Below are 13,359 nucleotides of genomic sequence, written 5' to 3'. Positions count from 1 at the left end.
AGGCTGCGAGCACATAGGGCACAACCAAATGCCACCCTGCCGTATGAACCTCCACCGATGGGCCGCACTCCCTATGTACAAATGCAGACACTCACCGTGCCGACACTTACAGTACCGACATTCACCGCGCAGACATTTGCCATGTGAACATTGGCATTCGCTGTGTCAACATTAGTAGTAAATCTTACCACCGCCCCACTTAGCGCCCACCACCTTGGGCTGAATCAGGATGTGACCCGCAATCACCTTCAGGTCGTCCTGCGTCAGGTTCCGCATCTTGGGGAAGATGTCGGTACTCTTGGTGCTGGGATGCAGTTCCGAAATTTCGGTCTGTCCGTCATAGGTGGTGGGATTGTTCATGTAATCCACCAGGGCTTCGATGTTGGTGCGCGGGGGCGTTGCCAGCGCCAGGGTTTCGGGATCTAGCCCCACGTTAGGGTCGGTTTTGGTGATGCCGCCGACGTGACACTGACCACAGGCGTAGTTAAACAGGCGCTTGCCGTCTGCAACCTGCTTTTGCGTGAGCGTGATCGTGTCTCCTGCCGCATTGAGAGGCACCGTGCGCGTCGCAGCGTCGAGTTCAGCGGCGATCGCAGCCCCACCGACAACCTGGAAGATAAAAAGGGCTATCCCCACAACTAGCCAGACGTATCTCTTAAGCACAGAAATCGTTCTCCTTCCATCCAAGAACATCAATATAAATTGAGACAGCTACAGACCCAACTCCATCCTGACCCGGTGTGGTGGCTCAGTCCGCGATGGCTAAGCATGAACCCCAAACAGGACAGAACTGCAACCTGGTGAAGCTGCCAAAAATGGCTCAGATACCTGCAAATTAAATTGAATTCAGATATCGGCAGCTCAACACAGCATCCGGCAACCTGACCCAACTCTTCTCGCCCCACCACAGGGTTTTCCAGCCGCAGCCTTAAATGAGAGGAATTGTTAAGGTATGTCAGGCAATCCTAATTCTTTATCATGCCATCGATTGAGACTCTTTATGAAGGGACTCTGGAGATTGTGACGAGATTCTGGAAGGATTGTGTGGAGCAATGTGGAGCAACGTGGAGCAATATTCTGGGGCGATCGCCCAAGCCGTGCGTCAGGCCTGCCTTCTCTAGGCGAGAATGGGAATACTCCTAAAGGGATTTGCGATTTGTCCAGCCCCCATCCAGCAAGCCGGAGTCAAGACAAACCATGAGAACCGTGTTGATTGTGGACGACAGCCAAACCCTGCGGCAAATGCTTTTGGAACTGCTTCAGGGCAACGGACTCCAAGTCATGGAGGCAACCAACGGCATCGAGGCCAAGGCGATGATCCAATCCAACGCCCCAGATCTGGTCATCACTGACCTGATCATGCCGGAGATGAACGGCTACGAACTTTGTCGCTGGATCAAGAACGACCCCGCTGCTCAAAAAATTCCCGTCCTCATCTGCTCGACAAAAAGCGAAGAATTTGACCGCTATTGGGGCATGAAGCAGGGCGCAGATGCTTATATCACCAAGCCCTTTCACCCGCCAGAACTGCTGAAGACCGTCAAGCAACTGCTCCAGAGCCACCGCTAGGGATAACCATTGCTTGCTGAAAACATCACCGGGGTTCAAAGCAATAAATCTTGTCCACGTCAAATTCTGCCAGGGTATTCGGACGCGCCAAAAGGGTCTATGCTGCTTAGCAAGTCTGGTGCTGTCTATACGTCCCTCAAAAACATAGACCTGTGAGCTACAGGAATCCCGTTCCCACCGTAGATATCATTATTGAACTCATGGATCGGCCCTACCGACCCATTGTGCTAATCGAGCGGCTAAACCCACCCTTTGGCTGGGCCCTGCCGGGGGGATTTGTGGACTATGGCGAGTCGGTGGAGGATGCTGCCGAGCGCGAGGCCGCTGAGGAAACTGGGCTACAAGTCAAGCTAACGGAGCAGTTTCAGGTTTATTCCGACCCGCAGCGAGACCCCCGGTTGCACACCCTCAGCGTTGTGTTTTTGGCAACGGCCAAGGGCGACCCCTTTGCGGGCGACGATGCCAAAAATCTGGGCGTGTTTGAGATTTGGGATTTGCCCAGCAATTTGTGCTTTGACCATGACCGGATCTTGCGGGATTATCGCTATTTTCGGGAGCATGGGCTGCGGCCAAAGCTGGTATAAAACCTGAGATAAACGTGAGATCAATCTCAGAATTAATATGAGGTGAGGAGGAGATATGCGGGAAGTGATTCGGACGGAGGCGGCTCCGGCTCCGGTGGGGCCCTACAGTCAGGCGATCGCCGCTCAGGGACGATTGGTGTTTGTGGCGGGGCAGATCCCGCTGCATCCCGAAACGGGGGCGATCGTGGGCGAAGATGTCGCCACCCAGACAGAGCAAGTGCTGGCCAATCTTGAAGCAATTTTGAAAGCTGCGGGCGCAACCTTTGCCGATGTGGTCAAGACCACGGTTTTCTTGGCCGACATGAATGACTTTGTGGCTATGAACGGTGTGTATACCCGCGTTTTTGATGAAGCGACGGCCCCAGCGAGGGCCTGTGTGCAGGTAGCGCGGCTGCCCAAGGACGTGCGTGTAGAGATTGAGTGCATTGCCGTTGTGCCCGCCTGAAGAGAAGGGAGTAGAAGGGCGGGGGCAAATTCGCAAAATTGACACCTGACGGTTCGGTTCACCCACCTCCCCCTGTCCCAACAGGATTGTTACAGTATTAATCAATAACCACTGTCTGAGCGAGGTTACTGCTGTGAACAATGCGTCTAACAAAATCTCAGAGCTGTTTGGCGATGGTGCAGAATCGGGAAATTTGCTCTGGCAGTATGTCCAATCCATGAGTCCTGAGACGGTCGCTCAGCTCTCCAAGCCTGGCTCTCAGGAAGTGTTTCAGGTCATGGAACGCAACATTATCGGACTGCTGGGTGGCTTGCCCTCTGAGCATTTTGACGTGTCGATTACGACCAGCCGCGAGAATCTGGGTCGCCTGCTGGCTTCGGCGATGATGAGCGGCTACTTTCTCCGCAACGCTGAGCAGCGCATGGCGTTTGAGCGATCGCTCCAGGATGTGCCCGAAGTTGGTTAGGTGCGTCTGTGAGTCAAGGTTCGGATTTTAACTCCTGTTTTCTGGGTTCTAGCTCGGTCGATCCGGTGGGTCGGTCGAGCTTTCACTTTGCAGCGGCGGCTGAAGGGGCCGTGACGGCTGAAGGGGCAACGGCGGCTGAAGAAAATGCAGCCTGTTGGGATATTGCGGAATTGCGGCGATCGCTCTTGCGCTGGTATGGGGCCCAAGGTCGCGACCTGCCCTGGCGACGCAGCCGCGACCCCTACGCCATCTGGATTTCGGAGATCATGCTCCAGCAAACCCAGGTGAAAACGGTGATTCCCTACTACGAGCGCTGGCTGGCGCAGTTTCCTACCGTGACCGCACTGGCCGCCGCCGACCAAACTCAAGTCCTCAAAGCCTGGGAAGGGCTGGGATACTATGCCCGTGCCCGCAATCTGCATCGCGCTGCCCAGGTGATCGTTGAGCAACATGGCGGCCAGTTTCCCGCCGATCTGGCCGCAGCGCTCACCCTCCCCGGCATCGGGCGCACCACCGCTGGGGGCATCCTCAGTGCCGCATTTAACCAACCCGTGCCCATTTTGGATGGTAATGTGAAGCGAGTGCTAGCGCGACTGCTGGCAGTAGTAGTGCCGCCCAATCGCGCTCTGGCTGCACTCTGGAAAGCGTCGGAAACGCTCCTCGATCCGCAGCGTCCACGAGATTTTAACCAAGCGCTGATGGATCTGGGTGCGACCTGCTGCACGCCGCGCAACCCCGCCTGCCTGATCTGTCCCTGGCAACCCCACTGTCTTGCCCATCAGCGAAATATGCAGAACGAATTGCCCATTGCCGAAACTCGCGCCCCGCTGCCCCACAAGCAAATCGGCGTGGCCGTCATCTGGAACGAGCAGGGACACATCCTGATCGATCGGCGCAAGCCCGAAGGACTGCTGGGCGGGCTATGGGAATTTCCAGGCGGCAAGATCGAGCCGGGCGAAACGGTGCAAGACTGTATCCGCCGCGAAATTCAGGAAGAGTTGGGGATTGAAATTGAAGTGGGCGATCGCCTGATTGTCATCGACCACGCCTACACCCACTTCCGCGTCACGCTAAATGTCTATCACTGCCGCCACCTCAGCGGCGACCCCCAGCCCATCGAGTGCGACGAGGTGCGCTGGGTCACAGCGGCAGAGCTAGACCAGTTTCCTTTTCCCAAGGCGAACCTGCAAATCATCGCGGCTATCCGAGCAGCAAGCACTTAGGGATCTAAGGACTCTGAGGAATCTGAACAGGAATCTGAATTTTTAGCAAAAGCTTCAGCGGCACGCACAGTCGGATTGAGTGCCGAATCTTTTCTGTTTCTCTAAGGCTGAATTTCTCTGAGTCTGAATTTCTCTGGGACTGATTTCTCTGAGCCTGAATTATTTCGCGACCTGCGGTTCTAGCGACGGGGGGGCAGGGGAATCGGTGGTCTTGCCGTTGTTCAGCGCCCCATCCAGCAGCGGCGTGTCCTTCTGGAACACGGGCAGATCGAACCAGAAGGTTGTCCCCACGCCGACTTCGCTCACCAGATGCACGCGGCTATGATGCTTTTCGATGATATTCCGCACGATAGACAGCCCCAGCCCTGTGCCCTCCAGCGTGTGAACCCGGTTCTCTACCCGGAAGAAGCGGTCGAAGATGCAGGCCTGATCTTCAGCGTCGATGCCAATGCCCGTATCCGAAACCTCCACGCGCACGCAGGTCGCCAGGTGGGGATGCTCCGGTTCGCAGCCCATTGCGTAGGCTCGAATCGCAATGCGCCCCCCTGCCTGGGTGAATTTCAGGGCGTTGCCCAGCAGGTTATTCAGCACTTGCAGCAGCAGGTCATAGTTGCCCAGCACCGTCGGCAGGTGTGGCTCCACATCCTGCACCAGTTCGATTGCCTTGTCGCGGGCGTTGAGCTGGTGGGTGCGGAGGGTCTGCTCGATGGGCTGCGTCAGGTCGATCGCCTCGAAGTGATAGCGCTTGTTGGACTCCAGACGCGACAGATCCAGCACGTCATTGACCAGGCGCGTCAGGCGGTCGGTTTCCCGGTTTGCCGTTTCCAGGAATTCCCGCTTTTCGTCGTTGCTTAGGTCTTCGCCATACTCATGCAGCGTTTCGATGAACGACTTGATGTTAAACAGCGGGGTTCGCAGTTCGTGCGATACGTTGCTGATGAACTGGCTTTTGGCTTCGTTTAGCTCCACCTCGCGGGTGATGTCCTGCACCGTGATGGCGATGCCTTTCACATTTTCGCGGGACTGATCCAGCACCGTATTCAGCAGCACCCGCAGCGTCCGATTGACGGGTTCTGGCACGGCGATGGTGAACTCTGATTCAGCGCGATCGCGCAGCATGTCTGACGATAGCCCTTCCTGCGTAATCTCTTGCAGCGGCTGGCTGAGGGCTGCTTTGACTGGCTCTGGCAGGAGGTTTAGCACGGGCTGCCCCAGCAAATCCGGCGTGTTGTCCCAGCCAAACAGGCGGCGTGCCGTGGGGTTCACCAGGATCACGTCCATATCGGAATCGAGCAGCACGGCTCCATCGGCAATCGTAGATACCAGCGTTTCCAGCTTGGCCTTTTCAGCAGTCAGTTCTTCGATGTTTTGCTCTTCGTAGCGCTCCAGCCGCTCCGCCATTTCGTTGAAGTTCAGAATCAGTTCGCCCAGTTCTCCGCCAAAGGGCAGGTCGATGCGCTGCTTAAAATTCCCGGCGGCAATGTTTTTCACGCCCACCAGCAGTTCCTTGATCGGCTTGGTGATTTGCAGCGCGTTAAACACCGCCCCCAAGATCACCATCACCCAGATGGACACGAAAACGGCGATTGTCACGTCTCGCGTCAGGTGAGAGGACGTGACCACAGTGGGGTTTGGATTTGTGCCGATGGCTAAAACGCCTAGATACTTGCCATTGTAGTTCAGCGGCACGAAGACATCCGTCACTTCTCCATCGGGCGTGAGGTGCTGGCGCACCATCGGATATTCCAGCGCCGGATTGAAGTTTTCGGGAAGCTGCATCCGGCGACGGATAGTGAGCGAGTTTTGCACCTCGGACTGGGAATAGGGGATGCCGAAGAAAATTTCGCCATCGGCATCGGCGTAGAGCATATAGCGGACGCTGGAGGTGCTGCTGTAGAAGCGCTGGGAGAAACGAGCCAGTTCCGTCAGGTTGTTTTCGCCCACCAGCGGCGCAACGTTGGCCGACAGCAACAAGCCCAGGTCGCTGCCAAAGCGTGTATCGTTGAGCCGCGCATCCTGCTGAATTGAGTTCACTGCCCAAAAGGTCAGCCCGCTCATCAGCAGCGACACCATTAGCGTGCCGATCGCCATCAGCTTGGTCTGGAGGGTAAATTCCGACCACCAGCGGCGAATGATGTCTTGGAGTTGCTTTAGCAGATTTAGCAAAGCCGCACTATCTACCCAGAATGCAAGATGAGCAAGGATTCTAGCAGTACCAGGAGCCATGATGCGCCCTGGTCATTCGCCAAAAATGTGTTCTTTTTATCATACAACCGTCTTCACTGTGACATGCGGCGTTGGGGTTCTACGGCAATGCTCCGTCATTCCATTCCTGCCAGTATGCGCTGCAACTGGGCGCGAATTTCAGCATTTACGTGGTCAATGTGAAAGCGGTGGCTGGCGAAAGATTGGGCGGCGATCGCCCTCGCCTCTCCTGCCTCTGGCTGCCGGAAACACTGCTGAATCGCAGCGGCCAGCTCACCGGCATCACCCGGCGACGTAAGCCAGCCTGTTTTTTCTGGATCGATCAATTCCCTCACGCCGCCTGCGTCGGCAGCAACGACCGGGCGACCACAGAGCATTCCTTCCACCACCACGCGCCCGAAGGGTTCCGGGGCGGTAGAGGTATGGGCAATCAGGTCGCAGGCGTGCATCAGCGAGGTCACGTCGGACTGGAAGCCCAAGAACCGGACGCGATCGCCCAGCCCCAGCGCCTCGACCTGCCGCCGCAATTGCTTCGCGTACTCTTCTTCGCCAAACAGGGCCTCACCCACCAGCACGGCGGCAACCTGCGGCGGGCACGCTGCCAGCGCCTCGACCAGCACATGCTGCCCCTTCCAGGGCGACAGACGGCTGAAATGCCCCACCACAAAGGAATCTTCTAGCCCCCAAGCACGCCGCAGCGTGGCTCGATCCTGGCGGGGCTGGCGATAGGCCGCGGGCTGGAAGCCATTGTAAATCACAACCGTGCGATCGCCCTTTCCACCTGCGTCGATGAGCGCCTGCCGACTGGCTTGGGAATTAGCAATCACCAGTGCGGCGCGATTGGCCAGCGCTACGGCGATGCGTTGGTTGGTGCGGCTGAAGTGGTCGAGCGAGAGGATATCGTGCAGGTGATAGACCAACGGGCGGCGGGCCAGAAAGCTGGCGATCGCCCCCACCACCAGCGCTTTTTGCGTATTGGCGTAAATCAGGTCATAATCTTGCGCCAGCTTTGCCACACGACCAATCAGCGGCGCAAGCCGTCCCAAACTCGTTAAGCCTTGCCGCAGTCCACTTTCTTTGCGAACTTGCAGCCCGTTCTGCATCAGCACTTGCACCGGGATCTGGCGCTGCTCCAGCAGAGTTTTGAACGAACCGTCGGCAAACAGGGCCACTCGGCAGGTTTCCCGATAGGGCGCAGCGATATCTAGCAGGCAAAGTTCCGCACCGCCTGGTTTGCCGCTTTGGTCGAGAAACAAAATTTTCATCAGCCGGGGAGGAGATGGGAAGACCTGTTAGATAAATTGCCTGGGAACGGCAAATCCGGTGGCTTTTGGGTTTTGGATTTTGGATTTTGGCGGGTTTTGGCGAGATTTTGGCAGCCTGTGTCGCCGGGATGCTTGGCATTCTCAATCATCGTATTGGAAACTGGCGTATTGGAAGCGGGTGCAATGGCTAGTGCAATGTCGGCTTGGGAGGCGTGAGGATCTGCGTGGGACAGAGACAGAACTTGAGATGGAATGCCAGATGGAAGGCGGCTGTGTGGGCGGTGGGCGGTGTGCTGGCGGTGACGGTTGGGAGAGGAGCCAGTTGGGCCCAGACGGCTCAACCCTCTCCTGTGTCTTCGCCCATGCTGGCAGAGCGATCGCTCCGGGTAGGCGTAAAGCCGATTGAGCCGTTTGTGTTTGCCGCAGAGCAGGGCAACCCGACGGGCTACAGCATTGACCTGTGGACGGCGATCGCCCCGCAAATTAACGCCCAAACCCGGTATGTGGTCTATGACACTACGCCGGAACTGCTAGATGCGCTGCGGCAAGGCGAGGTCGATGTGGCGATCGCGGGCATTTCCATCACTGCCCGCCGGGAAGCCACGGGACTCGACTTTTCTCACCCCACCTATGAGGCGGGGCTGCAATTACTCGTGATGCGATCGCAAAAATCCCAGGTTGCTCGGCTGCTCGATTATCTGGGCAGCGGCAGAGCCTTGCAAGCGGTCGGCCGCGTTTTGCTTAGCTCGATCGTCGTCGGATTCTTAATCTGGCTATTTGAGCGGCGACACAATCCCCACTTTCAGCAGGGGCCGCTAGCCGGGATTGGGCAGGGCATCTGGTTTGCGGTGGTGACGCTGGGCACTTTTGGCTATGGCGATGTTACGCCTGTGGGCTTGCCGGGGCGCATTGTGGCGGGACTCTGGATGGGGGTCAGCTTTTTCATCCTGGCGGACTTTATCTCGGCGATGACGACGGCTCGCCAGCAGGCTGCCCCAGTGCAAAGCCTGAGCGATCTTGCCGGACAGCCCATCGGCGCAAGCCAGGGCACAACTGCCGATTATTTTTTGCGAACCAAGCCCGTGAAGCGAGTGCCAATGGAGGATTTGGAAGCCTCGCTGAGGGCGCTGCGGTCGGGCGAAGTGGCGGCAATTGTGATAGACCGTCCTGTAGCAGAATACCTGACGGCTCAGGAGCCTGACCTAGTGATGGCGGGCGATCGCCTCAGCCGGGAACACTACGGCATTGCCCTGCGGGAGGGCGACGACCTCCGCGAAGAGATCAATCGCGCCCTGCTAACCCTGCAAGAAAAGGAATACTTCGAGTTTTTGTGCCGCAAGTGGTTTGGAGAGCCACAGCAGCAGTGACCAGAACGTCCTATTAGCCTGGCAATATTAACCTGGTAATATTTGATCTTGCATTCCGCCCCCCTCATCCCCCAGCCTTTTCTTCCAGAGCGGGCTTAACGCCTTCGGCATACCAGCAAAGGGGGAGGGAGGTTGGCAACGTTGCACATCTCGTTCGGACGTTTAACCCAGAGCGGCTAACCTAGAGCGGCATGGATCTGCGATCGCGCTTCGGTGAGGGCTTCGGTTAGCTTGCTGGGGTCGCGGCCGCCGGCCTGGGCAAAGTTGGGTCGGCCGCCGCCGCCGCCGCCGCAGAGTTTGGCGATCGCCCCGATCAGCTTTCCGGCTTGCAGTCCTTTTTGGTTGACCGCTGGGCTAAAGGCGGCGACGAGGGCGACTTTATCGGCGGCGGGGGCAGAACCGAGAAATACTGCGCCTTCGCCCAGCTTTTGCAGCAACCGTTCGGCGGCAGTTTTCAGCGCGTCTGCATCGGCATTGGGCATTTCTGCCACCAGGATTTTGAAATCGCCCAGCGTTTCTGCCTGGTCGATTAGCTGATCCGATTGGGCGATCGCCAGTTCTGCCTTCAACGCGGCGAGTTCTTTCTGAGTCGTCTTTAGCTCGTCCTGAAGCGCGGTGATGCGGTCGGGAATCTCTTCGGGCTTGGCTTTGAAGCGGTCGCCCAAGTCGCGCACCACCCTGTCGCGCAGGTTCAGGTATTCCAGCACCGCAGGCCCCGCAACGGCTTCGATGCGGCGCACCCCAGCAGACACGCCTGTTTCCGAGATGATTTTGAACAGACCAATCTCAGCCGTGTTGCTGACGTGGGTGCCGCCGCACAGTTCCATCGACACGCCAGGAAAGTCGATAACGCGCACCTCGTCGGCATATTTTTCGCCAAACATGGCGGTTGCACCCTTGGCTTTGGCAGTGGCCAGCGGCATGATGGACACGTCCGCTGCGTGGGCTTCGGCAATCCAGGTGTTCACCTGGTCTTCGATCTGCTGAATTTCCTCCGCCGTCAGCGGCCGCGCCAAGTTATAGTCAAACCGCAGCCGGTCAAAGGCGACCATTGATCCCTGCTGACCAATGTTTTCATCAATGAGTTTCTTCAGCGCGGCCTGGAGCAGGTGCGTCGCCGTATGGTTGGCTTGGGCGCGGCGGCGGCAGGCGAGGTCGATCTGGGCGGTGAGGCGATCGCCCGTTTTCAGCGTGCCCGCTTCCACTGTGCCAAAGTGAACAAAAATCGCTCCATCCTTTTGCACGTCTTGAACGCGCACCCGCAGCCCTGCTTCACCCAGCAGAACGCCGCGATCGCCCACCTGCCCGCCCGATTCGGCATAAAACGGCGTTTGGTCGAGAATCACCTGCACGTCGGTTCCCGCAGTGGCCGTGTCCACAGGCTTGCCCTGCACCAGCACCAGCTTCACCTCCGCCTCCGCTTGCGGCTGGGTATAGCCCAAAAAGCTGGTTTCGTGCAGGTTCTCCGCCAGCGTGTCGAGGCTGCCCTGCACAGTGAGGTCGATGGTTTCGTGGGCTGCCCGAGCGCGATCGCGCTGTTTCTCCATCTCTACCTCAAAGCCGTCGGTGTCCACCGTCAGCCCTGCTTCTTCGGCAATTTCTTGGGTTAGCTCCAGCGGAAAGCCGTAGGTGTCGTAGAGCGTGAAGGCATCCTGTCCCGAAATCTGCCCCTTTGCAGGCAACTTGGCAATGATGTCTGCCAACAGCTTTTCGCCACGCTCCAGGGTTTCCAGAAAACGGGATTCTTCCAGCGCCAGTTCAGCCTTGATGGCTTTTTCGCGCTGGCGCAGGTTGGGGTAGGCAGCTTCAGCAAGGGCGATCGCCGACTCGGCCACCTGGGTAATGAACGGCTGCTCGATGCCAATCAGCCGCCCGTGGCGCACCACACGGCGAATCAGGCGACGCAGCACATAGCCCCGCCCCAAATTAGAGGCGTTCACCCCGTCGGCGATCAGATGCGTCACAGCGCGAACGTGGTCGCCGATCACCTTCAGCGAGGTTTTGGTTTTTTCGTCGCAGGCAGCATAGTCCAGACCTGCAATCTGCGCGGCGGTTTGGATAATCGGGAAAATCAGGTCGGTTTCGTAGTTATTCGGCACTCGCTGAAGAATCTGCGCCATCCGCTCCAGCCCCATGCCCGTGTCGATGTTCTGCGCGGATAGTGGGGTCAGGTTGCCCTCTGCGTCCTGGTTGTATTGCATAAACACCAGGTTATAGAACTCGATGAAGCGGGTGTCGTCTTCTAAATCAATATGATCGTCGCCCCGCTCTGGGTGAAAGTCGTAGTAAATCTCGGAGCAGGGGCCGCAGGGGCCCGTCGGGCCAGACTGCCAGAAGTTGTCTTTCTCGTCCATCCGCTTAATGCGGGCTTCGGGGATGCCGATCTGGTCGCGCCAGATGGCGAAGGCTTCGTCGTCTTCTCGAAAGACGCTGACCACCAATCGTTCTGGGGGCAGCTTAAAGACTTCGGTCGAGAGCTCCCACGCCCAGGCGATCGCCTTTTCTTTGAAATAGTCGCCAAAGCTAAAGTTGCCCAGCATTTCAAAGAAAGTGTGGTGACGAGCCGTGCGGCCGACGTTCTCGATGTCGTTGGTGCGAATGCACTTTTGCGAAGAGGTGGCGCGGGGAAACTCGGCGGCCCGCTGCCCCAAGAAAATTGGCTTGAACGGCAGCATTCCGGCGATCGTCAGCAGCACCGTCGGATCTTCGGGCACGAGCGAGGCGCTGGGGAGAATCTGATGCCCCCGCTCGGCATAAAAATCGAGAAAGGTCTGGCGAATCTGCGCCCCGCTGAGGTTGGGCGGCTGGGTCGAAGCGGCGGAACGGGACGGTGATTTGGGCGGCGATTTAGGCATAGATCAACTCGAAACAGGCCGAGAGAGGGATTGGAGATCAGGGCTGCAAGCAGTGGCGGGCAGGGCTGGGCTAAGGGGGTATGGCTCAGGATAGGGGCGATCGCACGAGTCTCGATGAACCCAATACGGCTTGCTAAATCGCTCAGGCAGACGCTTGCAAGCCAAACAACTGCCAACTAAACAATTACAAGTCACCCAATTGCGAACCAATCAATTGCAAGCCACGCAACAAGCCACACATCAAGCCACACAATTGGAACGACGCAAATCTTATCAAAAATCCTGGTTACTACGATCTTGCTATCTGGCTGGCAGATTCAGCAACCCAAAAATCAGGAAATGCTGAGGGAATTTTGCCGGACTTTGGGTATCCTGACAAAACCCATCAGCACCGTGTCAGCCACAGCACATGGTTAACAGCACATGGTTAGAAGCACATCAACAGCACATTATTTAGACAGCTAGACAGCAGTATCAGCCATCAGCGGTGTCTTGGGGTGTCTCAGGGGTGTCAATGATGCAGGGGGGCGTGTCATCCTCACAACTTCACAGAGCCAGCTTCGCAGAATCAGTCCGCAATCTCACATTCATCTAGGCAGTGTCTTAAAACTTTCTAGGTCGTTGATTGCCTTGAGTCGATCCCCCCAAATCCCCCTTAATAAGGGAGACTTCCGGAGTGGTTCGGCTCGGTTCCCCCCTTTTTAAGGGGGGCTAGGGGGGATCTTTGAGGGGGGCTAGGGGGGATCTTTAAGGGGGGCTAGGGGGGATCGAAGGGTTTTCAAGCACGCCCTAGAGTGGCGTTTTTGATGATAAGCGTCCTGAGATTTCTCTGTGTTCTCATGTGGCAGGTTTGTGGTAGTTTCAGGTGTGGCGATTGGGATAACTGACCGAAATCTTCCAAAGCAGGGCTTTATTGAACCAAATTTGGTGCCAATGCAGATCCAGTGGATATCTAGCAGGTATCTAATTACTGGCAACTGATGCAGGCGTTGCAGATTGTGGAGATCCAGAGTCTTGCTGCCCCCATCCATCGCGGACTCAGCCCCGCCCATTTACCCTGATCCATTTGTCCTGACACTGGTTTCTTTGCATTTTGAAACCCACAGAAACCCACAGTTGGTCTGTATGTTGCTGTACAGGCTATTGCAGTTGGGATCTGGACTTAGCTGCTTTGACTAAAGTGTGTGGCTTCTGAGATGGGCTGCGCTGTCCGTTTGTGCTTTTGCTCCTCGCACGTTACTCCTCTCACTATCCTGGGTTGTGCATTATCTGTATCGCTGTATTTGCCTGCGCGGTACCTGTTGCGGAGTTCCTTTTATCAAGGATGAATCCGGATAAAAGCACTTCAGGCGTTGCTGTTCTTACTGTTCAGTCCTGTTT

Annotated in this window: 10 protein-coding genes; 6 read left to right on the top strand and 4 right to left on the bottom strand. The window is 57.1% G+C overall.

Annotated elements, in window-relative coordinates; genetic code table 11:
• Positions 1 to 171: 171 nt before the first annotated feature.
• Entirely contained in the window at positions 172 to 663 is a 492-nt protein-coding gene (psbV, locus tag HNI00_RS14230) for a photosystem II cytochrome c-550 (protein ID WP_068515074.1), read from the bottom strand.
• 534 nt (positions 664 to 1,197) lie between these two features.
• Here psbV and HNI00_RS14225 point away from each other — a divergent pair.
• From HNI00_RS14225 to mutY, 5 genes are all read left to right on the top strand, one after another.
• Positions 1,198 to 1,569, top strand: coding sequence for a response regulator (locus HNI00_RS14225; protein WP_172358005.1), 372 nt, complete (start codon positions 1,198 to 1,200; stop codon positions 1,567 to 1,569).
• Between the two features lie 152 nt (positions 1,570 to 1,721).
• Positions 1,722 to 2,153: an NUDIX domain-containing protein gene (locus HNI00_RS14220; protein WP_297078330.1), complete on the top strand. Its 432-nt coding sequence runs from the start codon at positions 1,722 to 1,724 to the stop codon at positions 2,151 to 2,153.
• A gap of 55 nt (positions 2,154 to 2,208) precedes the next feature.
• Complete coding sequence (locus tag HNI00_RS14215; RefSeq protein WP_172358007.1) at positions 2,209 to 2,598, top strand: RidA family protein; 390 nt, start codon at positions 2,209 to 2,211, stop codon at positions 2,596 to 2,598.
• Positions 2,599 to 2,731: 133 nt separating this feature from the next.
• Complete coding sequence (locus tag HNI00_RS14210) at positions 2,732 to 3,064, top strand: DUF760 domain-containing protein (RefSeq protein WP_068515063.1); 333 nt, start codon at positions 2,732 to 2,734, stop codon at positions 3,062 to 3,064.
• A gap of 161 nt (positions 3,065 to 3,225) precedes the next feature.
• Positions 3,226 to 4,287, top strand: a complete 1,062-nt coding sequence (gene mutY / locus HNI00_RS14205; RefSeq protein WP_420156363.1) for an A/G-specific adenine glycosylase — start codon at positions 3,226 to 3,228, stop codon at positions 4,285 to 4,287.
• A gap of 159 nt (positions 4,288 to 4,446) precedes the next feature.
• On the opposite strand, the gene nblS is transcribed toward mutY, so the two are convergent.
• Both nblS and HNI00_RS14195 read right to left on the bottom strand, forming a co-directional pair.
• Entirely contained in the window at positions 4,447 to 6,453 is a 2,007-nt protein-coding gene (gene nblS / locus HNI00_RS14200) for a two-component system sensor histidine kinase NblS (RefSeq protein ID WP_297078331.1), read from the bottom strand.
• 155 nt (positions 6,454 to 6,608) lie between these two features.
• Positions 6,609 to 7,757 carry a glycosyltransferase gene (locus HNI00_RS14195; protein ID WP_316787226.1) on the bottom strand — a complete coding sequence of 383 codons (1,149 nt, stop codon included), beginning with the start codon at positions 7,755 to 7,757 and terminating at the stop codon, positions 6,609 to 6,611.
• Between the two features lie 242 nt (positions 7,758 to 7,999).
• Here HNI00_RS14195 and HNI00_RS14190 point away from each other — a divergent pair, with 242 nt between their 5' ends.
• Positions 8,000 to 9,124 carry a transporter substrate-binding domain-containing protein gene (locus tag HNI00_RS14190; RefSeq protein WP_316787224.1) on the top strand — a complete coding sequence of 375 codons (1,125 nt, stop codon included), beginning with the start codon at positions 8,000 to 8,002 and terminating at the stop codon, positions 9,122 to 9,124.
• Positions 9,125 to 9,300: 176 nt separating this feature from the next.
• Here the strand turns inward: HNI00_RS14190 and alaS are convergent, their stop codons facing one another.
• Complete coding sequence (gene alaS / locus HNI00_RS14185) at positions 9,301 to 11,979, bottom strand: alanine--tRNA ligase (protein WP_316787223.1); 2,679 nt, start codon at positions 11,977 to 11,979, stop codon at positions 9,301 to 9,303.
• Positions 11,980 to 13,359: the final 1,380 nt, after the last annotated feature.

Origin of the sequence: Thermoleptolyngbya oregonensis NK1-22, assembly GCF_032705245.1 — a bacterium.
GTDB classification, from domain to species: Bacteria; Cyanobacteriota; Cyanobacteriia; order Elainellales; family Elainellaceae; genus Thermoleptolyngbya; species Thermoleptolyngbya sichuanensis.
Note: the sequence above shows the minus strand (reverse complement) of the source record. Positions and strands in the feature narration are given on the sequence as shown.